The organism is Kistimonas ophiarachnellae, from assembly GCF_057552235.1.
Map to the genome: position 1 here is coordinate 79,470 of NZ_BAAJPA010000013.1, position 26,868 is coordinate 106,337.

A 26,868-nucleotide genomic window follows, 5' to 3' on the forward strand; every position below is an offset into this window, starting at 1 on the left:
ATTGGCGGGTAATTTATGCACCCTTGAGGGCAAAGATGCCCGGCGCATTGCGCCAGTAACCCTGGTAATCCATGCCATAGCCGAACAGGTAGCGGTCTTCGGCATCCAGCCCGGTGAAGTCGCTCTTCATGTTTTCCTGTGCCTTGCGGTCGTGGAGTTTATCGACCAGAACGGCGGTCAGGACTTGCTCAACGCCCTGAGCTTTGCAGAAGTCGACAATGGCGGCGAGGGTGTGACCTTCATCCAGAATGTCATCGATGATCAGCACGGTCCGGCCTTTCATATCCTGTGCAGGTGGGACTTTCCAGTCCAGTTCTCCGCCGCTGGTGGTATTGCGGTAGCGGGTCGCGTGCAGGTAGGACGATTCCAGCGGGAAGTTCAAACGGGTCAGCAGTTTGCCTGCAAACACCAGGCCGCCATTCATGACGGTGTAGACCAGTGGGTTGGTGTCGGCCAGTGTCTCGGTGATTTCGGTGGCAACGCGATCAATCGCGGCTTCCACCTGGGCTTCCGGGAACAGGCAGTCTGCTTCAGCATAGACCGTTTGAATGTGATCCAGGTCGACGGACATGGGAAAAAGAACCTCTATACCGTGTATCAGGCGGCAGCCGCCGCAGGAAAACAGGGAACGATACCGTTGAAGGTTCGGTCATGCAACTGTGGCAAAGGCATATCCTGACACGCAAAAAGTACGAAAACCACGACATTCCCTATGGATATTAGCAGTTTCACTGATCACTGAGAGTCGATAAAATTACCGGTTAACTCACGTCTGGTGAGCGCAGACACTTTCAGGGGTTAAGCATGCGTGTTCATGAAATAAAACATCCACTGGTACAGCACAAACTGGGTCTGATGCGGGTCGAAGGGATCAGTACTAAGGGCTTCAGAACGCTGGCCAGCGAGGTCGGCACTCTGCTGACCTATGAGGCGACCAAGGATCTGGCGCTGGAAGATCACACCATCAAGGGTTGGGCGGGTGACGTCACGGTGCAGCGCCTCAAGGGCAAGAAGATTACCATCGTACCGATCCTGCGTGCCGGTCTGGGTATGCTGGATGGCGTTATGGAGCTGATTCCCAGCGCCCGGATCAGTGTGGTCGGTCTCTACCGCGATGAAGAGACTCTCGAGCCGGTTCCCTATTTCCAAAAGCTGGCCAAAAACATGGATGAGCGTATGGCGCTGGTGGTTGATCCTATGCTGGCGACCGGTGGTTCCATGCTTGCAACCATCGATATGCTCAAGGCGGCGGGTTGTCAGAATATTCGGGTACTGGTGCTGGTGGCTGCACCGGAAGGTCTGAAGAAAGTGACCGATGCCCATCCTGATGTTGAGATCTTCACTGCATCCATTGATGAAGGTCTGAATGACAAGGGTTACATCATGCCGGGTCTGGGCGATGCCGGTGACAAGATTTTTGGAACCACCTGATTTTCAATAGAGCACAAAGGCGCTGCTGGCAGTGGCAGTGCCTGATAATCCTTATAAAAACGACAACGATCCATTAGAGAGTATTTATGACACACGGGACACCGAGTGGCGGATCGCCGGTGCGGACCGCGCTGGCTGGCGGCCAGATGTTATTTGTCGCCTTTGGGGCACTGGTGCTGGTGCCAGTGTTAACGGGGCTTGATCCCAGTGTTGCACTTTTCACCGCCGGTATCGGCACTCTTATTTTCCAGTTCTGCACGGGCAGACAGATTCCCATCTTTCTTGCTTCTTCCTTTGCCTTTATTGCCCCGATTATTTACGGCGTAGAAACCTGGGGTGTACCGGCCACCATGGGCGGGCTGATGGTGGCCGGTGTGTTCTACATGGTGCTGAGCCTGATGGTGCGCCTGTGGGGGACGGGATTCCTTTACCGACTGTTTCCGCCAGTAGTGGTGGGGCCTGTAATCATGGTGATCGGTCTGATTTTGGCGCCGGCTGCGGTGAATATGGCGCTGGGTAAAACCGGGGATGGCGGCATGCAGTTAATTGCCCGTGACAAGGCCATTATTGTTTCTGCTGTCTCGCTGCTTTCGACACTGCTGGTGGCAACCCTGGCTAAAGGGGTTTTCAAGCTGATTCCGATCATGTTCGGGGTGTTGTCAGGCTGTCTTGCGGCCTGGATTGTCGGGGTGACGGATTTCTCTGCCGTGGGAGATGTCGGCTGGTTTCATGTGCCGGCCTTCACGTTGCCGGAATGGAACTGGAATGCGGTGTTGTTCATGGTGCCAGTGGCCATTGCGCCGGCGATTGAGCATATTGGCGATATGCTGGCCATCAGTTCAGTGACAGGTAAGGACTACCTCAAAAAACCAGGCTTGCACCGGACGTTGCTGGGAGACGGTCTGGCAACCTCGACGGCGGCTCTCTTTGGCGGGCCACCCAATACCACCTATTCCGAGGTGACCGGTGCGGTCATGCTGACGAAAGCCTTCAATCCGGCCATCATGACCTGGTCTGCGGTGTTTGCCATCTTGCTGGCATTTGTCGCGAAGCTTGGAGCCGTGCTGCAATCCATCCCGTTACCGGTTATGGGTGGCATTATGATGTTGCTGTTTGGCTCTATCGCAGTGGTGGGGCTTAACACGCTGATCAAGGCGCAGGTGGATTTGAGTCAGCCCAAAAACCTGGCGATTGTTGCGCTGGTGCTGGTCAGTGGTATTGGTAACCTGAGTCTTACCCTGGGCAGTGTGCAGCTGTCGGGTGTGGGGTTGTGTGCGGTGATTGCCATTGTGTTGAACCTGGTGCTTCCTCGTGGAAAGCCTGATGGCTATCCCTCTTCAGAGAATCAGGCCAAGACACGTTAACAGGTTATTGCAGCCATGGATAACGGGGTAGTTTTGCTGCCCCGTTATCCTGCTGTATGGTGCTCTTCTGTCCAATCCAGATCGAGATGGCCGATCTCATTCCGAATGGTTTTCATGGCTGTGTCGCGGCTTTCAACGCAGGGCAGGTAGTGCCCCAGACCGCTGATATCCAGCAAGCCCCTGATGCGTCGGTTGGCATTACACAGGACGATTTTGCCGTTAGGGGGTAGTTCCAGAAACAGGTCGTATAACACGGCCAGACCATCGCTGTTGATGGATTTCAGCTGAGTACAATCGAGAACAAAACGGGAATAACCGTCCCGGGTCAGGGCGTTCAGGCTGTTATGCAGAAAATCGGCGTTATCCGGCTGGACAATGCCATCAAGCGTGATGACCACGATGTCCTGGTACTCTTCCAGTGCTAGCTCCAATGACATCAGTCTACCTCCCTGTAATACCACAAAAACGTTGTGTACATCCTTACTATGCAGACAATGATACCGGGGAAAAGTTCGCATGACCGTTAGACCATGGTCTTTTTGACCATGGTCTAAGAAGGAGGAAGGGTAGAAAAAGGGCCGGTTCACGTCAGCGAGCCGGCCCCTTGGCACAGGGTATGTGTAATTCGGTTACTGACGGGGCTTTTTGGCCTCGCTTTCCAGTTGTATCCCGATCACGGCCAGTTTCAGCAGTTTTACCGGGCTCTTGGTGAACAGGGCATCAATCAGGCGCTGAAACAGGGTGAATTTCTTCTGGGTATAAGGGTACCAGTTTGGTTCCAGCTTATCGCTCTGCTTGTCAATCAGGATGGCCTTGGAGCGGGTGAAGGCGAGCAGGCCTTCCGCGCCCTTTGCCCGACCGAACCCGCTGCTACGCGTGCCGCCAAAAGGCAGTGCCGGATTGCCTTCCGTGAGCATGACATTATTGATGGATACGGCGCCGCAGACCAATGCGCGGGCGACCCGGTCAGCCCGGTCAAGATCCTTGCTCCAGACACTGGCAGACAGGCCAAACTCACTCTGGTTGGAGGTTTCAATGACCTCTTTTTCCGTCGAAAAACGGAATACGGGCAGCGTGGGGCCAAAGGTTTCCTCGTTGGCGAGGAGCATGTCGTCGGTCACATCCGTGATCAGGGTCGGCAGGTAGAACTTGCCCTGGTCGCCAGTCACCATGCCGCCAGTATGGATGGTGGCACCTTTGCTGCGGGCATCCTCAACATGGCGTTTGATGATATCGAGCTGAAAGTCAGCAGTAATGGCGCCAATGTCAGCATCACCCTTGTCACCCGCATTCACCACCAGTGCGTCGAATTGAGCTTTGAGTTCAGTGACAAATTCGTCATAGATGCTGTCATGCACATAGAGGCGTTCGACGGAGGTGCAGGATTGACCGGCATTGGTTAGCGCTCCCCAGACAGCACCGGCGGTGGTGCGTTTGATGTTGACGTCTTCAAAGGCAATCATCTGGTCCTTGCCGCCCAGTTCCACATCAACGGGAATCAGCATATCGGCCGCCTGCTTCAACAGCTTACGACCGGTTGCGCAGGAGCCGGTGAAGAAAATCTTGTCGGGACGTGCGGCTACCAGACGCTGTGCGGTAACACCGGTGCCATAAACCACCTTGACGCTGTTTCTGATGAGCGGAGAGGCTTCAAGAATCTCTTCCAGCAGCCCTTGCATGGGCGTTAGTTCCGACGGTTTGAAGACTACGCTGTTGCCGGCGATAAACGCACTCATCATGAACGTCATGGCAATGTGGAACGGATAGTTCCAGGGTGCAATCACCAGTACTGTTCCGAGACCCTCATGGTAAACGCGGGATTTCTTGCCCATCAGGGTGATGGGTGTGTGAACGGTTTGATCCTTCAGGATTTTCGGGGCGTTATCAATATTCCATTCCAGGTTGTCCAATACGCCGAGAATTTCGGAAACGACTGCGTCAGTCAGGGTTTTACCGGTTTCTTCACAAATGCGTGAAGCAATGCGATCACGGTTCTGTAAGACGTAATCAAGCACCTTGTGCACTTCATGGCAGCGCTCGGCCACTGTGTATTTGCGCAGATCCTGATGGGCGCTGCGACAGGCGGTAAACAGCGCATTTACCTGTTCTTCAGACGTTTCCTGCAGGTTATAGAGCGGACTTTCGGTGATGGCGTCATTGACGTTGATAGCTACGGCCTGGTTCATGGGGATTCCCTTGTTCTTTTATCGCTGTTTATTCGGTCATCGTCGATGGGGAGGTCAGGCGTCTGGCGCGCAATGAACCTGGTAATCCATCACGGTATAAACGCCGCTGTCAGGTTTGTAGACGCTGCCTTTGCCGGAATAATAAAGACTGAAAACAATGCCGCGTAATCCGAACTCCAGCAGTTTGAGCTGGCTGCCCAGAATTTTCGGAAGTCGCTCGCCATAACCCAGCAGGGTCAGAAACCCTTTAAGCAGTGGTATGGGTAGAGTGCCTAGCAGCGACAGTACCATCTTCAGATCCTTGATATCCTGCGGATGTGAAGGCGCGAGTACGGTATCGATATGGGACAGGCAACCCGTTTCAGAGAATGCCGGGAAATCACCATTGCGCGGCAGCAGGATGTCGCCAATGCGTTCAACGGCTGTCAGCTGACGCTGATTCAGAACTCGGGATGTGGCGTACGTCATACAACCTCCTGCAGTCGGGGGGCGGCAATCGATTGCGCGGTTTCCTGGGAGATGGAGCGCTCACCAAATTCGTTAAGGATAGATTCCGCTGCGCGATGGCTCTGGGCCATGATGGTCAGTGACGGGTTGATGCCCGGTGCCATGGGGTAGATGGCGCCATCAGCAATCATCAGGTTCTCAAACCCGTGGACCTGAAACTGTTCATTGACCACCGAGTTCGCAGCGTGCTGACCGATGCTGCAGCCACCCATCAGGTGAAGGGCGATCACCAGCGGGGATTCCATGACTTCCCTGGCGCCAACCGCTGCAAAAATATCCCGGATTTGCTGCAGGCCGGCTTCGGCACGCTGTTTGTCCACATCATCCAGTTTCTTGTCGATTACCAGTCGGCCATTACGGCTATTGCGTAGGGTACCCGGCACTTCATCTCGAACAGCCACTTCGATGCAGGCCATGCGACGGTATTGCTGCATAAAGTTCTGATGCTGTTCTCCGAAGCCCGACTTGAGCAGGGAAACAGCTATAGGACCGGCAAAAACATTTTCCAGCTTAAAGCCTTGTGCGCGGAAGCGGGGATCATCCGACTTGAGGGATTGGAACGCACCTTTATGGGAATCGACAATCTCATCCATCAGGGCTATAGACATGAACTGTGGATGGCAGTGGAAACCCTGTCCCAGTGCGGGCAGTTGATCACCGTAGCCGGAGCGTAGCAGGAGGTCGGTCGATCCAAGCGCGCCTGCAGCGACAATACACTTTCGCGCATACAATGTCTGGCGTTGATTTCCCTGTTGGCCGTGTACGGCAACATGACTTTTACCGTGTACTACCTGGTGCACCTGAAACTGGTCAACCAGTGTCAGTCCTTCTTTCAGGGCTTTGGGAATAAAGGAAACTGCCATGCTTTGCTTGGATTCCCTGGGGCAACCGCCCAGACAGACGATGCAGTCGTTGCGATCATTTTGGCAGTTATGCTGGCCGCGGCGGAGTGGCGCGCGTTTCAGGCCGAGTTTGTCAAAACCTTCTGCGTAAAGTTTGGCGTTGCCGTTCCAGTCGGATGCCTGAATGGTTTCCAGGGAAAGTTGCTGTTCGATGGCGCTGTAGTGGCGATCCATAGTGCCACGCTGGTAAAAATCGACACCGGACTTGTGGCGGAAATCGTCGAGGGCGATGTCGTCGAACCGATCCAGCAGGCAGTTGTTGATGATGGTGCCGCCACCGACAACCTTGCCCCGCAGTAACACCATGCCGGCGTCGCGGGTGGAATCCATGCCGCCGTTCCACATCAGGTTGGCATTGGCTTCCAGTTCATTGTCGGGCCAGGTGTCGGCCTGCCAGGATTTGCCAGCTTCAACCAGACAGACGCTGGCGCCCGCTTTACTCAGGTAATACGACAGAACACTGCCTGATGCGCCTGAGCCGATAACGATAAAGTCGTAGAATTTGCCCATGGACTGACCCTGTTTCAGGAGCTGTATTGTTTTTATGTGGTACTATGGTACTTCTTTGGTGCCTGAATAAGCAACTGTCCTATATAGCAGGGTTGTCGAACTTTTTGAATGGCAATAAAAAAGCGTCGAGAGTATCCCGACGCTTTTTTTCAATCGTTTGTTGTGAGTGGGCGCTTTAACTGGTTCTGGAAACCGCCAGACGGGCAAGTGCTTCCATCGCGTCACGGTGAGGTGAGCTTGGCAGGCTGGCGAGCATGCTGATGGCTCTGTCTGCTTCTGCGCGTGCTTTCTGCTCGGTGTATTCGAGTGCGCCGGATGCTCTTACAATCGCAAGAATTTCTTCGAGTTGATCAAGGCCACCTTTCTGAATGGCTTTGCGAATCAATGCAGCGTCTTCGGCAGAGCCTTCACGCATGGCATAGATCAGTGGCAGGGTAGGTTTGCCTTCGGCCAGGTCGTCGCCAACATTCTTGCCCATTTCGGCGCTGTCGCCGTTGTAATCGAGCAGGTCGTCGATCAACTGGAAGGCCATGCCCAGATGATTACCATAGGCTTGCAGCGCTTGTTCCGTTTTTTCGTCAGCGCCGGCCAGAATGGCTGCGGTGTGACTGGACGCTTCGAACAGCATGGCGGTCTTGCAGCGGATGACATCCATGTATTTGGCTTCAGAAATGGACGCATCACGCACATTCATCAGCTGCATGACTTCCCCTTCCGCGATGACGTTGGTGGCATCGGCCAGCACGTTCATCACCTGCAAATCGCCAATATTGACCATGCATTGAAAGGCGCGGGAATAAAGGAAATCGCCCACCAGGATGCTGGGCGCATTGCCCCACTTGGCGTTCGCGGTGGAGCGTCCGCGGCGCAAATCCGAAGAATCCACGACATCATCATGTAGCAGCGTTGCAGTGTGCAGAAACTCAATAATGGTCGCGAGTTCCACGTGGCGCTCACCGTTATAACCGCAGGCACGGGCAGCCAACAGAACCAGGAGCGGACGCAAACGCTTGCCACCGGCCTCGATAATGTAGTGTCCGATCTTCTCAACCAGCGGTACATCTGACTGCAGTTGCTGGAGGATGCAGGCATTAACGGCCGTGAAGTCGTCTTTGACCGTATCGTAGATGGTGCTGACTGCAGGGTTTTGAGTCATTGAGGCGGGCGCTTATAACTAAAGGTAAATTCCCGCGAATCCTATGGGGTGGCGGGTAGCCTGTCAAGCAAAGGCGGAGAGATTGGGGAAGATCAGGCTTGTGCACTTATTGGACATTCCTTACAATGGCCGCCCCAATCTGGAGATCCCGCCCGTTGCTACTTTGTTATGGTGTGCCGGTTTACCGGAAAGCATCATGCAGCACAGGCACAGGAAACAGTGTTGGTTAACAGAAAATTCCATCCGTCCGGGTGGATGCCTTTAACAAAAAGGCCCAGGATTTTCGGAGACTAAAATGTACGCAGTTATCAAAACTGGTGGCAAGCAGTACCGTGTTGCTGAAGGCGACACACTGAAGATCGAGAAGCTCGATATTGCCACAGGTGAAACCGTTGAATTTGACCAGGTGCTGATGATCGGCAACGGCGACGACGTAAAACTCGGCGCACCCGTTGTTGAAGGCGCTAAAGTAGCCGCTGAAGTGGTTGCTCAGGGCCGTGGCAAGAAAGTCATGATCATCAAGTTCCACCGCCGGAAGCACCATCGCAAGCAGATGGGTCACCGTCAGTGGTTCACCGAAGTGAAGATCACCGGTATCAGCGGCTAATATCAGGAGATTGATCAATGGCACATAAAAAGGCAGGCGGTAGTACTCGTAACGGCCGCGACTCGGAAAGTAAACGCCTTGGTGTGAAGCGCTTTGGTGGTCAGGCCGTTGCTGCGGGTAACATCCTGGTACGTCAGCGCGGCACCCGTTTCCACGCCGGTGAAAACGTAGGTGTTGGCAAGGATCACACTCTGTTTGCTAAGGCAGACGGCAAGGTGGTCTTCGAGGTGAAAGGTCCCAAGAATCGCAAGTACGTGCGAATCGAAGCGGCCTGATCCCGTTGTGAGATAAGCCGTGAGGATTGCGGTGTTTTCACACAGGTGAAGTCAGCGCGTTTTCATGGTTGAAAAGCCCCGCCTACGGTCGGGGCTTTTCTTTTATGTCCGGGTGGTTCGGACCGTTGGGGAAAACGGGGCGCGGATGGCCCGGCAGGTGGAGAGAGAGTTATGAAGTTTGTCGATGAAGCACCGGTCTTCGTGGAAGCGGGCAAAGGCGGCAATGGGTGTGTGAGCTTCCGCCGGGAAAAGTTTATCCCCAAGGGCGGTCCTGACGGCGGCAATGGCGGCAAGGGCGGTCACGTTTATGTCGTGGCGGATAATGACCTGAATACCCTGGTGGATTACCGCTACCAGCGTAAATTCAAGGCGGAAAACGGTGAGCAGGGCCGTGGTAGCAACTGTACCGGCAAGCAGGGTGAAGACCTGGTGCTGAAGGTGCCAGTGGGTACCACTGTCATTGATGAAGATATCGAAGAGGTCATCTGCGACCTGACCCATGCCGGCCAGAAATTCATGGTGGCCAAGGGCGGTCATAATGGCATTGGTAATAGCTGCTTTAAATCCAGTACCAACCGTGCGCCGCGCGAGTCCACGCCGGGTAAGCCGGGTGAAGCGCGTAACATTCGTCTGGAATTGAAGGTGATTGCGGACGTCGGTCTGCTGGGTATGCCGAATGCGGGTAAGTCGACCTTTATCCGTTCCGTATCTCATGCCAAACCGAAAGTGGCGGATTATCCCTTTACGACTCTGGTACCCAACCTGGGCGTGGTAAGCGTCAAGCAACACCAGAGTTTTGTGATTGCGGATATCCCCGGGTTGATCGAAGGCGCGGCGGAAGGTGCCGGTCTGGGTATTCGCTTCCTGAAGCATCTGTCCCGTTGCCGGATTCTGCTGCACCTGGTGGATGTGGCGCCGTTTGATGAGTCTGATCCGGTAGAATCGGCGAAAGCCATTATTCATGAGCTGGAAAGCTTCAGTCCTGCCGTGGCGCAACGCGACCGCTGGCTGGTGCTGAACAAGGTTGACCTGTTGCCAGAGTCCGAGCGTGATGCGATCTGCGATCGTATCGTCAGCGAGATGGGCTGGGAAGGGCCGGTATACCGGACTGCTGCGATCAGCGGACAAGGTACCGAACGTCTCTGTCAGGACATCATGCGTTTCATTGAAGAGAAAAACCTGCAGGAAGCGGAAGACGAAACCTTCGCCCAGGCGGAAGCCGAGCACCGTGCCCGCATGGAAGAGGAAGGCCGTATTCGGATTCACGAGCAGGCTGAACAGCGTCGACTCAAGCGTCGGGCGATGAAAGAAGCGCAGCTGGATGAAGACGACGATGACGGCGAGGTAGAAGTCATTTACGCCCCTTAAGTCTTAGGAGCAAGGAACTAATGTCGAACCGGGAGATGCTGGCCGACACCCGTCGCTGGGTGGTCAAGATTGGCAGCGCATTGCTGACCAATGACGGCCGTGGCCTGAATGCTGAGGGTATTTCCCATTGGGTGGCCCAGATGGCGGCGTTGCGTCGCCATGGCGTGGAAGTGGTGTTAGTGTCGTCCGGTGCGGTGGCAGCGGGTATGTCGCGGCTGGGTTGGAAAGAGCGACCGGCTGCGATGCATGAGTTGCAGGTCGCTGCAGCCGTGGGGCAGATGGAGCTGGCGCAGACCTGGCAGTCGGCGTTTGAAAAGCATGGGATTCAAACCGCACAGGTTCTGCTAACCCATGCTGACCTGTCCAACCGGCAGCGTTATCTGAATGCTCGTAGTGCGTTGGTGACAATGCTGGATCTAGGGGTCATTCCGGTCATCAATGAAAACGATACCGTGGTGACCGATGAGATCCGGTTCGGTGATAACGATACCCTGGGTGCGTTGGTTGCTAACCTGGTGGAAGCGGATGTGCTGACCTTGCTGACGGATCAGAAGGGGATGTTTACGGCAGATCCGCGTACGGATCCTGACGCTGAGTTGATTGATGAAGCCTATGCCTCGGATCGAAAGCTGGATGCCCTAGCGGGGTCTGGTGGCGGCAAGCTGGGTCGTGGTGGTATGGCTACCAAGTTGCGTGCGGCAAGACTGGCGGCCCGCTCAGGTGCGAAAACCGTGATTGTCGGCGGCAGAATCGAGAATGTGCTGGAGCGTCTCTATGGCAGCGAGTCGCTGGGAACCCTGATGTTGCCGGACCATGCGCCGGAAGCGGCACGTAAGCGCTGGCTGGCTGGCCAGCTGCGGGTTCAGGGGCGTCTGGTCATTGATGCCGGGGCGATTAGAGCTCTGCGAGATTCGGGGCGGAGTTTGTTACCGGTCGGTGTGCGTTCTGTTGAAGGCCAATTCCAGCGTGGTGAGATGGTGGCCTGTGTGGATGAATCAGGTAATGAAGTTGCCCGTGGTCTGGTTAATTATGGCAGCGAAGATGCCGTTAAGCTGGCTGGTCATCCGTCACACCAGATTGCCTCGATACTGGGATATATTGATGAGCCGGAGTTGTTGCACCGGGATAACCTGGTGTTGGTCTGAGTCGATCCAGGTCATTGTGCAGATAAAGAAAAAGCCGGCGATTGCCGGCTTTTCTATGAACGGGTATCGGATCAGGCAGTCGCCAGAGCCTTAACCTTGTCGTTCAGACGGCTCTTATGACGAGCAGCCTTGTTCTTGTGGATGATGCCCTTGTCGGCCATGCGGTCGATAACCGGAACAGCAGCGGCGTAAGCGGCCTTGGCGGCTTCTGCATCCTTGCTTTCAACGGCTGCAATCACTTTCTTGATGGATGTGCGAACCATGGAACGCAGGCTTGCATTGTGCTTGCGGCTCTGTTCGGCCTGACGGGCGCGTTTCTTGGCAGAAGGAGAGTTAGCCAACTTTAAGTGCTCCTGAAACTTCGGACTGTATTTTCAAACGCGGAACTATGAAGGCAGAGCCAGTTATTGTCAACAGGGATTTCTCGGTGCCGCGCCGTGCGTGGCCTGCCTTCGCGCGCCATGCGTACTTTTTTCACTGGTCGCTGGTGGCCGTGATTGGGTACACTCAGGGAAAACTCTGCTAATGCACCGTATTCATGTCATCACCCATTGAAGATCCAGGTTCCGGCAAGCCGGAACGGGGGCTGTTGCGCTCCAGTGTTACCGTTGGCTTTATGACCCTGCTGTCCCGCGTGTTGGGGCTGGCCCGTGATGTGGTCATCGCCGTTTATTTCGGTTCCAAGGCGGAAGCCGATGCGTTTTTTGTCGCATTCAAAATTCCGAATTTCCTCCGTCGTTTATTTGCGGAAGGGGCTTTTTCCCAGGCGTTTGTGCCGGTGTTGTCGGAATACCGCACCAAGCGACCTAAGGAGCAGGTGCAGGCACTGGTGAACCATGTGGCAGGTACGCTCGGCTTGACGCTGGTTGGGGTGACCTCTCTGTGTATGCTTGCCTCACCGTTACTGATCATGGTGTTTGCGCCGGGTTTCTATCAGGATACAGCCAAGATGGAACTGGCCGGCAGTATGCTGCGTATTACCTTTCCGTATTTGCTGCTGGTTTCTCTGACAGCGTTTGCCGGTTCGATTCTCAACAGCTATGGACGCTTTGCAGTACCGGCGTTCACACCAGTACTGCTTAATGCCAGTTTGATTGGCGCCACCATCGTGATGAGTCCCTGGTTTGAACAACCGGTCATGGCGCTGGCCTGGGGCGTGGTGATTGCCGGTATTTCCCAGTTGCTGCTGCAGATCCCCTTCCTCTGGCGGATTGATATGCTGCCGACCCCGAAATGGGGCTGGCAGGATGACGGTGTACGCCGCATTTTGACCCTGATGATCCCGGCGCTGTTCAGTGTGTCTGTCAGCCAGATCAACCTGCTGCTGGATACGGTGCTGGCATCCTTCCTGCAAACCGGCAGTGTGTCCTGGCTGTATTATTCTGATCGCCTGTCTGAATTGCCCTTGGGTATTTTTGGTATCGCCATTGCCACGGTGATTTTGCCAAGCCTGTCCCGTAACCATGCCAAGGAGTCTCCGGAAGCGTTTTCAGCGACATTGGACTGGGCGCTGCGTATGGTGCTGCTCATCGGTATTCCTGCCGGTGTTGCTTTGTTTATTCTGGCGGAGCCGTTGATAGCAACGCTGTTCCATCATGGGCAAATGACCGGACGTGATGTCATGATGTCCGCCATGAGCCTGCGCGCCTATGCGTTTGGTTTGACGGCGTTTATGTTGATCAAGGTGTTGGCGCCCGGTTATTTCGCTCGTCAGGATACCAAGACGCCAGTGAAAATCGGTGTCACAGCTATGGTGGCCAATATGGTGTTTAACCTGATTCTGGTTTGGCCGTTAGATCATGTCGGGTTGGCGCTGGCGACGTCCATGTCGGCCTTGTTGAATGCGGGTTTACTGTTCACCGGTTTGCGAAAAGCAGGCGTATTCAAGCCGGCTGCGGGTTGGTCGGTTTATGGATTCCGCCTGATTATGGCGAATGTCGCCATGGGGGCCGTGCTGGTGTGGCTATGTGCAGCCCCTGAACAATGGCTGGATTGGGGCTTGTGGGCGCGTGTTGAGAATATGGTGATTCTCGTAGTCAGCGGTGTGCTGGTTTACGCCATCGGACTACTGATGATGGGTGTGCGTATTCGTCATTTCAGGCATTAATGAAAAGGGCTTTGTTTCGGAAAAGCCCTTCAGCTAAATAAATTATTGATTGAAATGCCTGTGATGGAAGTCCAGGTGTTCCTCTATAAATGAGGCGATGAAGTAATAGCTGTGATCATAACCCTGCTGGTAACGGATTTCGGCAGGGTACTGTTTTCTCTTGCAGGCTGAGATTAGGTTCTCAGTCAGTAACTGCTGTTCGAGAAAGTTGTCTTCAGAGCCTTGGTCGATGAGTACCGGTAATTGGCTCGCTCCTGATGTAATCAGTTCTGTTGTGTCCCAGGTTTTCCAGTATTCCCTGTCATCGCCCAGGTAGTGGCTGAAAGCTTTTTCGCCCCAGGGGCACTGTGTCGGATTGACGATGGGGGCAAAGGCGGTTGCTGAGACATATCTGTCCGGGTTCTTCAGGGCTATCATCAAGGCGCCATGGCCACCCATGGAGTGACCTGAGATTGCGCGCTGTTCCGTTACTGGGAATGTTTGCTCGATCAGTTCCGGCAATTCTTTCGTGATGTAGTCATACATCTGGTAATGGCGGTTCCAGGGCGCCTGAGTGGCATTGATGTAAAACCCTGCGCCGAGACCCAGATCATAAGCCTGGTCTTCAGCATCGGGCACGCCTTCGCCACGGGGGCTGGTATCCGGGATCACCAGCGCCAGACCGAGTTTGGCAGCAATCCGCTGGGCGCCAGCCTTGGTAGAAAAGTTTTCATCGGTACAGGTCAGGCCTGATAACCAATAAACGACAGGCACCTTTTCACCGCCGTTGGTCTGGGGAGGCAGGTAGACAGAAAAGGTCATTGGACAGTGCAGGGTTTTGGATGCATGGCGATACTGTTTCTGCCATCCCTCGAAGGCGCGGCAGCTTGTGAGTAATTCGCGTGGTTCCGGCATGGGGGTCACCTGTGCCGGGATGCATAACATCCCGGCTCTTTCGGTTTATTGATCGAAATGAATTACGCTGCGGATGGACTTGCCTTCGTGCATCAGATCGAAGGCGGTGTTGATATCGTCCAGTCCCATGGTGTGGGTAATGAACGTATCCAGTTCGAACTCGCCATCCATATAACGCTGTACGTAATCCGGTAGTTCAGAGCGCCCTTTAACACCACCGAAGGCAGAGCCTTTCCAGACCCGACCGGTGACCAGCTGGAACGGACGAGTGGAAATCTCTTCGCCGGCGCCAGCCACACCGATAATGACTGATTCGCCCCAGCCCTTATGGCAGCATTCAAGCGCGGAGCGCATCAGGTGGACATTGCCGACACATTCAAAGGAATAGTCCACACCGCCATCAGTCATTTCGACGATAACCTCCTGAATCGGCTTGTCGTAATCCTTGGGGTTTACGACGTCGGTAGCGCCCAGCTGTCGTGCAATCTCAAACTTGCCTTCATTGATATCAATGGCAATGATCCGTCCGGCTTTTGCCATGGTGGCACCAATGATGGCGGACAGGCCGATTCCCCCCAGTCCGAAGATGGCAACGGTATCGCCTTCCTGAACCTTGGCCGTATTCATAACCGCACCCATACCGGTCGTGACACCGCAACCCAGCAGGCAGACTTTCTCCAGCGGGGCATCTTTACGGATTTTTGCCAGTGCGATTTCCGGCACTACGGTGTACTCGGAAAATGTTGATGTACCCATGTAGTGGTAGATGGGTTTGCCGTCTTTATAGAAGCGGGTCGTGCCATCGGGCATCAGGCCTTTACCCTGGGTGGCGCGTATGGCCTGGCAAAGATTGGTCTTGCCGGATTTGCAGAATTTGCATTCGCCGCATTCAGGGGTGTACAGGGGAATAACGTGATCGCCGACGGTCAGGCCGGTAACGCCTTCGCCAACCGCTTCAACGACGCCGCCGCCTTCGTGGCCAAGAATGGCGGGAAAAACGCCTTCCGGGTCGCTGCCTGAGAGCGTGTAGGCATCCGTATGGCAAACACCGGATGCGACAATACGCACCAGCACTTCGCCTTTTTGTGGTGGCATCAAATCGACTTCTTCGATTTTCAGTGGTTCTCCGGGGCCCCAGGCAACGGCGGCGCGTGTCTTGATCATTTCCATTCTGTCATACCCTGTTTGTGAGGTGGGTCGGTCGTGTTGATGCACGTATTGTATTTGTTTCTGATGAAACAATAATTGTCGTTTCAGGTAAATCACTATTACCAGGTGGTAACAATGGAGCGCTGGCAGGGCGTGACAGAATTTGTCGCAGTGGCGGATGCAGGTAGTTTTACGGGCGCTGCCAAGCAGCTGGATGTGTCGGTGGCGCATATCAGCCGCAAGGTGAATGCGCTGGAGAAGCGGCTGGGCGCCAAGCTGTTCTATCGATCCACCCGGAAGGTGACACTGACGGAATCCGGCAACCTGTACTTTCAGCATTGCCGACAGTTGCTGGTGGGGCTGGAGGAGGCTGACAGGGCCGTGGCGGATCTCAACGGTGAACCGCGCGGCTTGCTGAAAATGACGGCGCCGGTTTTCTATGGTGAGCATTTCGTTGCGCCGCTGGTGAACCGGTTTCTCTGTGATCACCCGGAACTGCGGCTGGAGTTTACCCTGACCAATGAAAAGCTGGAGCTGATCAGCCAGGGCTATGACCTCGCCATTCGGCTGGGAAAGTTGGAAGACAGCTCCCTGGTTGCCAGAAAAATAGGTCGTCGTACCCAGTATGTCTGTGGTTCACCCGATTATTTTCATCGTTATGGACAACCGCATACGCTTGCTGAACTCAGTCAGCATCACTGTTTGCATGGTTCTGTGGATGTCTGGCGCTTTCTGGAAAATGGTCAGGAGAAATATTTCCGGGTGCATGGGCAGTGGCGCTGTAATAGTGGCCTCGCGCTAAAAGATGCCGCTTTGCGCGGATTGGGGCTTGTCCAGTTGCCTGATTATTATGTTGAGAAACATTTGAAGCGGGGTGAGTTAGTGTCTGTGCTGGATCAATACCGGTTACCTGATGATGGTATCTGGGCGGTGTATCCCCAGAATCGCCATCTGTCGCCAAAAGTCAGATTACTGGTGGAATTCTTTCTACTTTCTTTTTCCTGACATTGGCGCTTTTATTTTCTCTGCGTCTCGAATATCTTTTTCAATAGAATTGCGAACGGCTTCAGGAATTCGAGCACCTTGACCTTCCAGTCGAGCGATAAGTGTTCTGATTGTATCTATTGCTGCAGGGATCTCTGCTATTCCTTCAGGATTTCGTTTAGCATTCTTCCAAAGGTTGTGCAGCACTGTATGCATCTCTGCGAGTGGTGTTGAATTTTGTATATACACAGCATCGCTAAAGTCTGTGGAAATCTGGCTGGATAATTCTTTTGGGATATCTATATTCATATTGTTGAGCTTTCGCATGAGGTCTCTGATTGTCTTTACCGTTGTCCGGATGTTATCTATTTCTGGATTTGTTTTATTGCACAATTCCTGCAGTTCTCTTTGTTTGTCTTCTAAAGAGCAAACAATGGTTGTTGTTTCATCAAGCCCTGACAAGACTGCTTCAATCTTGTTTTTCAGGTCGGGCGGAATTTCTGTATTGGTTGCTTTCATTGTGTGCATGAGTTCACTAATGTTGTTTGCTATCTGAGTGATTTCTGTTGTTTGATGTGGCTTGGCTTTTTCACGCAGGTCGCGCAGTTTTGTTTGCATATCTGTGAGTAGTGCGATGTTTCTGGTTTTCTCAGAAGTTTGTGAAACTTCTTCAAGCTGCTTGTTTAATGTTTCTGGTATTTTTTCACCTTTTTCAGCAAGTTGTTGGGTTAACGCATGGATATCGTTTACTGTTTCAGTGATTGTTGTTTCTGATGGCATGATGTTACCCATGCACAGGCTATTTAGTATGTTTTGCTTCTCTCTGATTTTTGTCAGTAGGGCTTCTGCAGATTGGGGAACTTCTGGTTCTTTTGAAATGTCTGACCTCAATTGTTTCGTTTGTTTTTCGGTTTCATATTTTGGCTTTTGAGAGGGGTGCTGTGGTTTTTTTGCTCCGGTTTTTATTGCCAGTGATTTTTTCTTGGGTGCTATTGTTGAGGAGCTCTTTTTTATTGTTGTATCTTTTTTCTTTAAAGTTTTTAGCGTGTCGAAGTCTATATGATGAGCGCTACCCCTTTGAAGTCCGCCACGATTTTCAAGTAGAAAATCAACTGTCATGTTTCCTGCTACTGGGGGCGTACTAGGTAGATTGAGTTTTCCCCGTGTTTCTTTGGGTAGCATTTGCCGTGTTTTTGGTTCTCTGTTGAATTGCTGAACTAATAAAGTATTGATTTCCTGCTCAGTGAGGTTTTCAAAAAGGTCGGGTGAGGTGAACTTTTTTGGTTTTCTATCTGAAGTGCATATGGCGATAAGGTGCATATCTCTATCGCTGTGGTGTCTTCTTTGATAATTTAAGTGGTTTCTGAATATTACGATGTCACCTTTTTTTATTCTTTGGCTTGTGCTCGCTTTTAAGATGGTATTAAGAGGGTTTTCATTTTGTTTTTTGGGGGATACTAGTCGAAAAGTGCTTTTCGAATCCAATCCCTGTGTGTATAGAACATTAAAAACTCGAGGTGTTAAATAGTCATGAGCTGCCTGAAAGAGAGCAAGCATTAATGCCTGATAATTGTTAATGAAATTAAATTCCATCTTGAAGCTTAAGAGGGCTTTTGAGGGTTCTGTATTTGGAGTGATTGTGTAATCAAAGTCGTTATCATGGATGATGTCCCCAAATGTATTGACCATGAAGTGTTTTTTTGCTGCTCTATTTTGAGGAGGGTGTCCGTAGTGCCAAGAGCCACTATTAACGAGTGCTTTACGCCGTATCTCAAACATTGCTTTAGCTTTAGATGGTGTCTTCTCTGCTAAACTCAAAAAGTCGTAAAGTTTTTCAGGATTCCACGAGCCTTGATCAATAATCTCAAGTACTTTTTTCTGTGTCTCAGGGTTGTCAGGGTTGTCAAGATAAGCCTGGGTTATGCGGTCTTGTTGTTTACAGACTAATCGCCTGTCTTCGACACATTTCAGGACATAATCAGTAAAACCATCTCGGGTCATGGCTTCAAACATTGTGCTGTCAGCTTCCGCTAAGGGCGTGGATGGCGTTTCAGGATGCCCTGTTTTTGCACTCGAATCCGTTGAGGTGTCTGGCTCGATTGGTTGGTCGATTGAACGCGTTTGGGGTGAATCAGATCTTGTTGATGAGGCTTTATCTGGTAGTTCTCTGTACCCTATTGACTCGCTTGCATCTGGTGTTATGGGAGCAGGTTCTTGCTGTTGCTGAATGCCTTGTTGTGATGCTTTTGGCTTCTCTCTTATTTGGCTGCCTTTGGGAGGCTCCATAGCGCTTGGCGATGTTGGCTCTTTCGTTTTGGAAGTACGTTGGCGCTTTGCCATTTGTTTGGCTTTGAAATCTGCAAGTTGGTCGAAATCGAAATAAGCCGGAGTATTACGCTGTAGCCCTCCTCCATCGTCTGCCAATTGTTCGAGCGACACTCTTGATATGGGTTTGTAGCCGGGTTTTGGAGTAAGTTTAGGGTTGAACTTTGCCCAATCTTCCTGGGTCATTATTAGATTTGTTATTGGCTTTCTATTGTATAGCTTTACAACTTCTGTGTTGACTTCCCTCTGGTTGTATCCTGAAAAGCGTCCGGGTGCGGTATATCTGGCTTGTTCTCTATCGGATATGCAAATCAATAGCATAGAAAATTCTTGCTTGCTTGAGTGTCTGTTAAAGAAATCGCTATGGTTTGATACGTACAATACATAACCACATTTTGGAGGGGCAGCTTTGTTTTCTGTGAGTAGGTAACCTGTAATCAAAGCCCCGCAATCATACATTCGAGAGACTGAGCCAACAAAAAAATTAGGGATAACATCCATTGTCGGGCTGATTGTGTCCTTGAAGAGATTGTCAAAAACAGGTGCGGTAAGATAGTCGAGCATTGCTTGATATAAAGCAAGAAGTGTTGCGCTACTACTATCAATGATATTGAAGTTCGTAAAGAAGCTTCTCAGTGCTGTTGATGGTTGAATGCCTGGTTGAAGGTGAAACTCAATGAATCCGTCAGGTATACGAACAGATTTATTGATCATAAAGGTGCTTTTAGAATCGGGGTTGTACGGTGCGTGACCCAGGTAAAATGCATTGATAGTGATAAGCCAGTTTAGTCTTGAGCGAAAAACATTGTTCTGCCCGGGCGTTTTTTCTGCCGCTTCTGTTAATAGCTCATAAAGATTAGTGCTAATCCATGAACCTTCAAAAATAACCTGCTTTGCTTGATGGAATGCGGATATGTTTTTGGGGTCGCGAATATAGGCCCTGAGAAAGTTTTCCTTTTTTTCATACATGGCGTGAAGTCCATCAGCGCACCGTGCCAGGTGATAACAAAACTCTTCTGAATTCGTAATACGCAAAACCGCCTCTGGCGTATCTAACCACGGGAACGGAAATATGCTCTGACGTTGTTCAGGTATGACATGCTCAAACGCTTCAGTTGCTAATGCGGATGCTCCAGGCATTTTTTCTGGTTCTTTGGTTGTGAGAGGTTTGCGTGAGCCAGGTTCTGGCAAGGGTTTGGTCTTGGGTCTGACATCTGGTGCCTGTGAGGGTAAAGAGTGATCCGTTGTTTCTGATAATGGCGCGGGTACGACTATCGCTGCCTGGCTTGCTGGTGAAGTTTTCTTTTCTGTTGCTGGCGAGGATGGCTCATCTGACAAGGGCTCGGTTACCTCTGACTCTTGCGGAAGTGCTGCCTCAGTGCTGCTCACTGTTAATGCTGCCTTGTCTTCACCCAGCTCCTTAGCTTCTGACATCAATGCCAATACTTCTTGAGCTTGGTCTGAAACCAGGCGTGCTTTTTCGTATAATAGCAAAATGTTCTGGACAGCCGTTTCCTGTTCTTGCACATAGTTTTTCAATTCTGTTTGGGCACGGCTTTCTGGCTCTACGGTGACAGCGGTAACATTTTCCCAATTACATTCAGACCATATCTCATTTAATGTATGTAGAATACTGCAACAGTGAGCCTTTCTTTCACGCTCTTCTGGAGAATCACTTGAGGCGATTATTTTTGACAGAACCTCATCATATCTTTCTTTCAGCATTTCATTTGTAGCACTATCCTCAATCTCCAGGCATTGGCATGTGATACGTTTTGTTAAGGGCAAAATCCGATGTTGAACGGCGGAGTCTAAAGAATAGGAGTGTAATTGATGCACATTATTAATGTTAACGCAGTCGATTAGAACATCGCTTGCATGTTTTGCAAGTATCTGTGATGTTCCTCTTTTTAAGGTGTCAGTAAAAGAATAGGTGATGTGCTCAAAAGGCTTGGTGTTTTCTTTATCCAGCATGGTGGCCAGATTAAGAATGTCGCTAAATTTTATGTTTTCATCTGATATAGTGCGTTTGTACAACCCTATTCTATAAACGCATCGAAGATTATTTCTTAATATTTCTCCTGTGGCCCTTCTTCTCAGGCTGGCTAATTTACTGCTGTCTTCTTTCAGTAGGCATAAAGTGTGACCAAAAATCCATACGTTATTGTCTGGCTTCAGGACAACTGATTTTTCAAAATCCTGTATGCCGAGGATGTCGAATTTTAGACCGTGTGTGTTGAACTTTTGGGTTTCCATGGATAAATACTGTTACTGCATAAGCGTTTTTTATGTTTAAAGTAAACGCGGTTGAATAGTTAAGTGCATCACCTTGGATTCTGCTGGGTTGCATAGGTTCAAGTATGGTATTTAAGTTTTTCTATTTGTTAGTCAAAAAAATACAGCTTGTTAGTCTGGCGTTGGAATGTGATGGTTCTTTTCATGTATCATCGCCATCTAAACTATGCATTTATTGCATGAGTCTAATTCAGGCGGTTCAGCTGAATGGATGCCTTGAGGTGTAGTAATGGTAATTTCAGGTATCTCTCCAGACTATTTCACTTTGCCGTAAGCGCCACTGACCTTTATCATAACCCGGCTTTATAACGCTTCACGAACAGGGTCGGACTACTTTTCAATGCAGTTGATACGGGGCTTTCAGAACATTCAGCCACTGCCGCAAGGCTGTGTCGCGACCATCGGCAATTTTGACGGGATTCACCTGGGGCATCAGGATATCCTGGCCCAGGTCAGGGAGAAGGCGTCTGCGCTGAACCTGCCAGCCTGTGTGGTGCTTTTTGAGCCACAGCCCAGGGAGTTTTTTACCGGGGATAAAGCACCTGCCCGGGTTTATACCTTGCGCGACAAGCTTGACGTGCTGGCCGCTGAAGGTGTCGATACCGTTTTGTGCCTGCCTTTTAATGAAGCCTTTCGATCCCTGACGGCGGATGAATTTATTCAGAAAGTTCTGGTCGATATTCTTGCCGTCCGTCACCTGGTGGTGGGTGATGATTTCCGCTTTGGTTGTGATCGTGCCGGTAACTTTTCCCGGTTGGAAGCGGCTGGTCAGACATATGGGTTCACTGTTGATCATACCCGAACCGTTATGCTGGATAACGAACGTGTCAGCAGTACGCGTATCCGTCAGGCGTTAGTGGCGAGTGACTTTGCTGACGTCAACACGCTGCTGGGACGTACCTGGCTGATTTCCGGTAAAGTCAGCCACGGCCAGCGCCTGGGGCGTTCCATGGGCGTGCCGACCGCCAATATTGTACTCAAGCGCAAGTCGCTGCCGGTTCGAGGCGTCTTTGCCGTCAGGGTGTATGGCCTGGATCAGGTGTACAACGGCGTGGCCAATGTTGGCACCCGACCAACCGTTGCGGGACAGGGCGCCCGACTGGAGGTACACTTGCTCGATTATCAGGGTGATCTCTATGGTCGGCGGATTCAGGTGGAATTTCTTCATAAAATCCGCGATGAGCAGTCCTTCCCGTCCATCGCCGACCTGAAAGCGGCGATCGCAGATGATATAGTTCGGGCTCGGGCGCTTTTGAACGGCTGACAGCCAATCGCCCCAAGTAATACATTCTCGGGAACCTTGCCTGAATGTGAGGTTCCACAATGACGGGGATTGTACTTTTTATGGTGCAATCCCCATTGCTGTTTTTGAACGGCTGCATTCCGCTTAATGTGAACACGGACTCTGTTGCAGTCAGAGCGTGCCGGAGTCCTGTACCGGACTGCCTGTGACCGATGTGATGATGTCAATGCTGGTAGATAACAGATGAGTGACTATAAACAGACGTTAAACCTGCCCCAAACCGGCTTTCCCATGAAAGCCAACCTGCCGCAGCGCGAGCCGCAGATGCTCAAGCGCTGGTACGACATGGATCTGTACGGTGAGATCCGCAAGGCATCTGCCGGCCGGGACAAGTTTATTCTGCACGACGGCCCTCCGTATGCGAACGGCGACATTCACATTGGTCACGCGGTTAACAAGATTCTCAAGGACATCATCGTCAAGTCCCGTACCATGAGCGGTTATGACGCGCCTTATGTCCCGGGCTGGGACTGTCATGGTCTGCCGATTGAGCACAAGGTTGAGCAGAAGGTCGGCAAGGCGGGCGTGAAGGTGGACGTCAAGACCTTCCGCAAGAAGTGCCGTGAGTACGCGGCCAAGCAGGTCAACGGCCAGCGTGAGGATTTCAAACGTCTGGGCGTACTGGGCGAGTGGGACAATCCCTACCTGACCATGGACTACCGGTTCGAAGCGGACATCATCCGTGCCCTGGGCAAGGTGGCGGAGAACGGCCATCTGCACAAAGGTTACAAGCCGGTCTACTGGAGTGTAGTAGGCGCATCCGCACTGGCGGAAGCGGAAGTGGAATACCAGGACAAGACGTCCCTGGCTATTGATGTCCGTTATTCTGTCAGCAATGAAGCTGATTTCCTGACCGCGTTTGGTGGCGACAAGGGTGAAGGCACGATCTCTGTTGTGATCTGGACCACCACACCCTGGACATTGCCTTCCAGCCAGGCAGTTACCCTGGGCGCCGAGCTGGATTATGCGCTGGTTCAGTGTGATGCCGGACAGGGCGCTGAGCGTCTGATCGTTGCACAAGGACTGCTTGAGTCCATCATGCAGCGCTATAGCGTGGAAGATTACACCGTACTGGCAACCACTACCGGCCAGACGCTGGAAAACCTGACCGTTAACCACCCGTTCTATGACAAACAATTGCCGATCCTGCTGGGTGATCACGTCACGCTTGATGCCGGTACCGGCTGTGTTCATACCGCGCCAGACCACGGTGTTGACGACTTTAACGTAGGCCGCAAGTATGGCCTGGGCACCCTGAACTACGTTGACGACAACGGTAACTTCCGCAGTAATGTTGAGCTGTTTGCCGGTGAGCACGTCTACAAGGTCGATCGTCACGTAGTAGAAGTGCTGATGGAAAAAGGCCGTCTGCTGCACGAGAAATCCTTCCAGCACAGCTATCCACACTGCTGGCGGACCAAGACACCGCTGATCTTCCGGGCGACACCGCAATGGTTTGTCAGCATGACCAAGAATGGTTTGCTGGAGCGTGCCAAAAAAGCCATCAAGGATGTTAACTTCACACCGGAATGGGGCCGCAACCGTATGGAAGCGATGCTGGAAGGCAGCCCGGACTGGTGTATCTCCCGTCAGCGGACCTGGGGTGTGCCAATTGCCCTGTTCATCCATAAAGAAACCGAAGAACTGCATCCGGATACGCCGGCGCTGATCGAACAGGTGGCTCTGCGGGTTGAGAAAGAGGGGATGGACGCCTGGTTCGACCTGGAGCCCTCTGATTTGCTCTCCGAAGAAGATGCTGAAAACTACGTCAAAGTGACTGATACGCTGGATGTCTGGTTCGATTCCGGTGTGACACACATGGCTGTATTGGATGCGCGGGATTACCTACAGTTCCCGGCGGATCTCTATCTGGAAGGTTCTGACCAGCATCGTGGCTGGTTCCAGTCTTCACTGAAGACCGGTATTGCTATCAAGAATGTACCGCCTTACAAAACCCTGCTGACACACGGTTTCACGGTGGATGGTCAGGGACGCAAGATGTCCAAGTCTATTGGTAACGTCATTGCACCTCAGTCGGTCATGAATACGCTGGGCGCTGATGTACTGCGTCTGTGGGTTGCCGCGACCGACTACAGCGCCGAGATGACCGTTTCTGACGAGATTCTCAAGCGGAGCTCTGATACCTATCGCCGTATCCGGAATACCGCTCGCTTCCTGCTGTCCAACCTGAACGGCTTTGATCCGGCAACCGATTGCGTGCCTGCATCCGAGATGCTGCCGCTCGATAGCTGGGCCGTTGATCGCGCCCTGCAGTTGCAACAGGAGATCGTCAGCAGCTACCAGAAGTACAACTTCCTGAATGTTTACCAGAAGGTGCAGAACTTCTGTGCGCTGGATCTGGGCAGTTTCTATCTGGATATCATCAAGGATCGCCAGTACACCACCCAGGCGAACAGCCTGGCGCGTCGCAGCTGCCAGACCGCGATGTATCACATCGTTGAGGCGCTGGCACGCTGGATCGCGCCGATCCTGAGCTTCACTGCCGATGAAATCTGGCAGCAGCTGCCGGGTGAGCGCAGTGCATCCATTCATACCGAAACCTGGTATGAAGGCTTGCACGCGCTGGAGCATCCGACCATGGATCGTGAATTCTGGCAGCGGATCATGACGGCGAAAACCGCAGTCAACAAAGCCCTGGAAGAAGCACGTAATGCCGGCGTAATCGGCAGTGGTCTGGAAGCCGAAGTGACCTTGTTTGCTGATGAAGCGCTGATGAAGGATCTGGCTGCGCTGAGTGATGAATTGCGCTTCGTGCTGATCACCTCCCGCGCTGACCTTAAGCCGCTGGCAGACGCAACCGATGCTTATGCAACGGAACTTGAATGTCTCAAGGTGGCGGTTAAGGCTTCCACTTTTGAGAAGTGTGTCCGTTGCTGGCATCGTCGCGAAGATGTGGGTACCAGTGAAGCACATCCTGAGCTGTGTGGCCGTTGTATCGAGAATGTTGAGGGTGAAGGTGAGGTTAGGCATTTTGCCTGATCGTTACTGAACCGGTCTCGTAAGCCGTTCGTACAAAGTAAGCCCCGCTTTATAGCGGGGTTTTTTCTTTCTGTTGTTTGAACAGGTATGGCCTTAGATCACGTCAATGAGTTCTGTTGTTCTGTTTGCGTGCTGTTATCTGGAAATGTGATCTAAAAAATAATGTCGGGTCAGGTACAATATCGCATCTGGCCTCACGGCCTTGTTCGTTACCCTGCTTCCAGGGGATCTACTACAGGATATTGATTCATCAATGGCATCATCAACGAACCCCTCTAAACAGCGCTCTATGCTGCATTGGTTATGGCTGTCTGTGATAGTGATAGTGTTGGATCAGTGCACCAAGTTTTATTTTAATAACCACTTTTCTCTGTATGAGCAGCTGCCCGTTACGCCTTTTTTCAGCTTTACGCTGGCGTATAACACGGGCGCTGCCTTCAGTTTCCTGAGCGATGCATCGGGCTGGCAGCGCTGGTTCTTTATATCGATAGCACTGGTTGTCAGTGTGGTGCTTGTCGTTTGGATTCGAAGACTGAAGTCAGATGAAAAGCTTCAGGCCGTGGCCCTGGCGCTGATTCTGGGGGGAGCGCTTGGCAATGTCTGGGATCGCATTGCCCTGGGCCATGTTGTTGATTTCCTGCTGTTTTATTACGATCGCTACTATTTTCCGGCCTTTAACCTGGCAGATTCTGCCATTACACTGGGCGCGGGCTTACTGATCCTGGATATGTTTATCCATCCCCAGACGACTGATACCGATAAGGACAGGCAGAACTCATGACAATCCCGGTAATTACAGCGGGCAGCAAGGTAACCATGCACTTTGCGCTGCGGCTTGAGAGTGGTGAAGTGGTTGACAGCACCTTTACGGGTAAGCCGGCTTCGTTTGTCGTAGGTGACGGCAATCTGCCTGATGCCTTTGAGGCCTTGCTCCATGGTATGAAGGAAGGTGACGCAGAAACGTTCACGGTATTGCCGGAACAGTCATTCGGTCAACCGAACCCTCAAAATGTTCAGGAACTGCCACGGAGTCAGTTTGATTCGGAAATGGCGCTGTCCGAAGGACTGGTGGTTTCGTTTGCTGACAAGTCTGGCTCGGAACTGCCGGGCGTTGTCACCGCTTTTGACGATGAACGCGTCACGATTGATTTCAATCACCCGCTGGCGGGTAAGGATCTGCTGTTCCAGGTGGAGATCATAGAGATTCTTGACGGTGCTTAATTGGCCTGATCGCCTGAAACCTTTTTCAGGCGATCATTCCAACAGGTAGTCGCAGTTGTCATTTTTATGACACATTCTGTTTTCCTTCTCTTATTCATACCACTTATCTGACTTCTTATAGCGTTAATCTCGTTATTCG

General features: G+C 52.0%; 22 protein-coding genes. 12 read left to right on the top strand and 10 right to left on the bottom strand.

The annotated features are described in order from the left end of the window. Positions 1–13 precede the first annotated feature (13 nt). Positions 14–571: a hypoxanthine-guanine phosphoribosyltransferase gene (locus AC27K1_RS16410; protein ID WP_487151887.1), complete on the bottom strand. Its 558-nt coding sequence runs from the start codon at positions 569–571 to the stop codon at positions 14–16. Between the two features lie 233 nt (positions 572–804). Between AC27K1_RS16410 and upp the strand changes: the two genes are divergently transcribed. Both upp and AC27K1_RS16420 read left to right on the top strand, forming a co-directional pair. Further along, positions 805–1,431, top strand: a complete 627-nt coding sequence (gene upp / locus AC27K1_RS16415) for a uracil phosphoribosyltransferase (protein ID WP_395184234.1) — start codon at positions 805–807, stop codon at positions 1,429–1,431. 86 nt (positions 1,432–1,517) lie between these two features. Further along, positions 1,518–2,795 (top strand): uracil-xanthine permease family protein, encoded by a 1,278-nt coding sequence (locus AC27K1_RS16420; RefSeq protein WP_487151888.1) that lies wholly within the window; start codon positions 1,518–1,520, stop codon positions 2,793–2,795. Positions 2,796–2,839: 44 nt separating this feature from the next. Here AC27K1_RS16420 and AC27K1_RS16425 read toward each other — a convergent pair whose 3' ends face one another. The 5 genes from AC27K1_RS16425 to ispB all read right to left on the bottom strand — a co-directional run bounded on the left by AC27K1_RS16425 (position 2,840) and on the right by ispB (position 8,056). Beyond that, on the bottom strand, positions 2,840–3,232 hold the full coding sequence (locus AC27K1_RS16425) for an anti-sigma factor antagonist (protein WP_345197349.1): 393 nt from the start codon (positions 3,230–3,232) through the stop codon (positions 2,840–2,842). A gap of 192 nt (positions 3,233–3,424) precedes the next feature. Then, positions 3,425–4,981 carry an aldehyde dehydrogenase family protein gene (locus tag AC27K1_RS16430; protein ID WP_487151889.1) on the bottom strand — a complete coding sequence of 519 codons (1,557 nt, stop codon included), beginning with the start codon at positions 4,979–4,981 and terminating at the stop codon, positions 3,425–3,427. 54 nt (positions 4,982–5,035) lie between these two features. Continuing rightward, complete coding sequence (locus AC27K1_RS16435) at positions 5,036–5,449, bottom strand: hypothetical protein (protein WP_487151890.1); 414 nt, start codon at positions 5,447–5,449, stop codon at positions 5,036–5,038. Next, on the bottom strand, positions 5,446–6,900 hold the full coding sequence (locus tag AC27K1_RS16440; RefSeq protein WP_487151891.1) for a GMC family oxidoreductase N-terminal domain-containing protein: 1,455 nt from the start codon (positions 6,898–6,900) through the stop codon (positions 5,446–5,448). Before AC27K1_RS16440 ends, AC27K1_RS16435 begins: the two co-directional genes overlap by 4 nt. 175 nt (positions 6,901–7,075) lie before the next feature. Beyond that, a complete protein-coding gene (gene ispB, locus AC27K1_RS16445) occupies positions 7,076–8,056 on the bottom strand; it encodes an octaprenyl diphosphate synthase (protein WP_487151892.1) in 981 nt (326 codons plus the stop codon). A 295-nt stretch (positions 8,057–8,351) separates the two neighbouring features. On the opposite strand from ispB, the gene rplU reads away from it, so the two are divergent. The 4 genes from rplU (at position 8,352) to proB (ending at position 11,451) form a co-directional block, all read left to right on the top strand. After that, positions 8,352–8,663, top strand: coding sequence for a 50S ribosomal protein L21 (gene rplU / locus AC27K1_RS16450; RefSeq protein ID WP_345196046.1), 312 nt, complete (start codon positions 8,352–8,354; stop codon positions 8,661–8,663). A gap of 17 nt (positions 8,664–8,680) precedes the next feature. Next, positions 8,681–8,938, top strand: a complete 258-nt coding sequence (gene rpmA, locus AC27K1_RS16455; RefSeq protein ID WP_395184227.1) for a 50S ribosomal protein L27 — start codon at positions 8,681–8,683, stop codon at positions 8,936–8,938. A 171-nt stretch (positions 8,939–9,109) separates the two neighbouring features. Next, positions 9,110–10,306, top strand: coding sequence for an Obg family GTPase CgtA (gene cgtA, locus AC27K1_RS16460; protein ID WP_487151893.1), 1,197 nt, complete (start codon positions 9,110–9,112; stop codon positions 10,304–10,306). Between the two features lie 20 nt (positions 10,307–10,326). Then, the gene (proB, locus tag AC27K1_RS16465) at positions 10,327–11,451 is read left to right on the top strand and encodes a glutamate 5-kinase (RefSeq protein ID WP_487151894.1); all 1,125 of its coding nucleotides are present in this window, start codon (positions 10,327–10,329) and stop codon (positions 11,449–11,451) included. A 71-nt stretch (positions 11,452–11,522) separates the two neighbouring features. Here the strand turns inward: proB and rpsT are convergent, their stop codons facing one another. Further along, entirely contained in the window at positions 11,523–11,792 is a 270-nt protein-coding gene (gene rpsT, locus AC27K1_RS16470) for a 30S ribosomal protein S20 (RefSeq protein ID WP_345196041.1), read from the bottom strand. A 197-nt stretch (positions 11,793–11,989) separates the two neighbouring features. Here rpsT and murJ point away from each other — a divergent pair, with 197 nt between their 5' ends. Further along, a complete protein-coding gene (gene murJ / locus AC27K1_RS16475; RefSeq protein ID WP_487151895.1) occupies positions 11,990–13,558 on the top strand; it encodes a murein biosynthesis integral membrane protein MurJ in 1,569 nt (522 codons plus the stop codon). A gap of 42 nt (positions 13,559–13,600) precedes the next feature. Here the strand turns inward: murJ and fghA are convergent, their stop codons facing one another. Both fghA and AC27K1_RS16485 read right to left on the bottom strand, forming a co-directional pair. After that, positions 13,601–14,452, bottom strand: coding sequence for an S-formylglutathione hydrolase (fghA, locus tag AC27K1_RS16480; protein ID WP_487151896.1), 852 nt, complete (start codon positions 14,450–14,452; stop codon positions 13,601–13,603). Between the two features lie 45 nt (positions 14,453–14,497). Next, positions 14,498–15,622 (bottom strand): S-(hydroxymethyl)glutathione dehydrogenase/class III alcohol dehydrogenase, encoded by a 1,125-nt coding sequence (locus tag AC27K1_RS16485; protein ID WP_487151897.1) that lies wholly within the window; start codon positions 15,620–15,622, stop codon positions 14,498–14,500. Between the two features lie 114 nt (positions 15,623–15,736). On the opposite strand from AC27K1_RS16485, the gene AC27K1_RS16490 reads away from it, so the two are divergent. Next, the gene (locus AC27K1_RS16490; protein ID WP_487151898.1) at positions 15,737–16,606 is read left to right on the top strand and encodes a LysR substrate-binding domain-containing protein; all 870 of its coding nucleotides are present in this window, start codon (positions 15,737–15,739) and stop codon (positions 16,604–16,606) included. Here AC27K1_RS16490 and AC27K1_RS16495 read toward each other — a convergent pair. Next, complete coding sequence (locus tag AC27K1_RS16495; protein WP_487151899.1) at positions 16,589–21,166, bottom strand: spectrin repeat-containing protein; 4,578 nt, start codon at positions 21,164–21,166, stop codon at positions 16,589–16,591. The two genes, AC27K1_RS16490 and AC27K1_RS16495, sit on opposite strands and share 18 nt — an antisense overlap. A gap of 379 nt (positions 21,167–21,545) precedes the next feature. Here AC27K1_RS16495 and ribF point away from each other — a divergent pair, with 379 nt between their 5' ends. The 4 genes from ribF to AC27K1_RS16515 all read left to right on the top strand — a co-directional run bounded on the left by ribF (position 21,546) and on the right by AC27K1_RS16515 (position 26,729). Then, positions 21,546–22,469 (top strand): bifunctional riboflavin kinase/FAD synthetase, encoded by a 924-nt coding sequence (ribF, locus tag AC27K1_RS16500; protein WP_487151900.1) that lies wholly within the window; start codon positions 21,546–21,548, stop codon positions 22,467–22,469. 222 nt (positions 22,470–22,691) lie between these two features. Continuing rightward, a complete protein-coding gene (gene ileS, locus AC27K1_RS16505; protein WP_487151901.1) occupies positions 22,692–25,508 on the top strand; it encodes an isoleucine--tRNA ligase in 2,817 nt (938 codons plus the stop codon). Positions 25,509–25,761: 253 nt separating this feature from the next. Beyond that, positions 25,762–26,289, top strand: coding sequence for a signal peptidase II (lspA, locus tag AC27K1_RS16510; RefSeq protein ID WP_487151902.1), 528 nt, complete (start codon positions 25,762–25,764; stop codon positions 26,287–26,289). Beyond that, the gene (locus AC27K1_RS16515; RefSeq protein WP_487151903.1) at positions 26,286–26,729 is read left to right on the top strand and encodes an FKBP-type peptidyl-prolyl cis-trans isomerase; all 444 of its coding nucleotides are present in this window, start codon (positions 26,286–26,288) and stop codon (positions 26,727–26,729) included. Before lspA ends, AC27K1_RS16515 begins: the two co-directional genes overlap by 4 nt. The last annotated feature ends 139 nt before the right edge of the window (positions 26,730–26,868 follow it).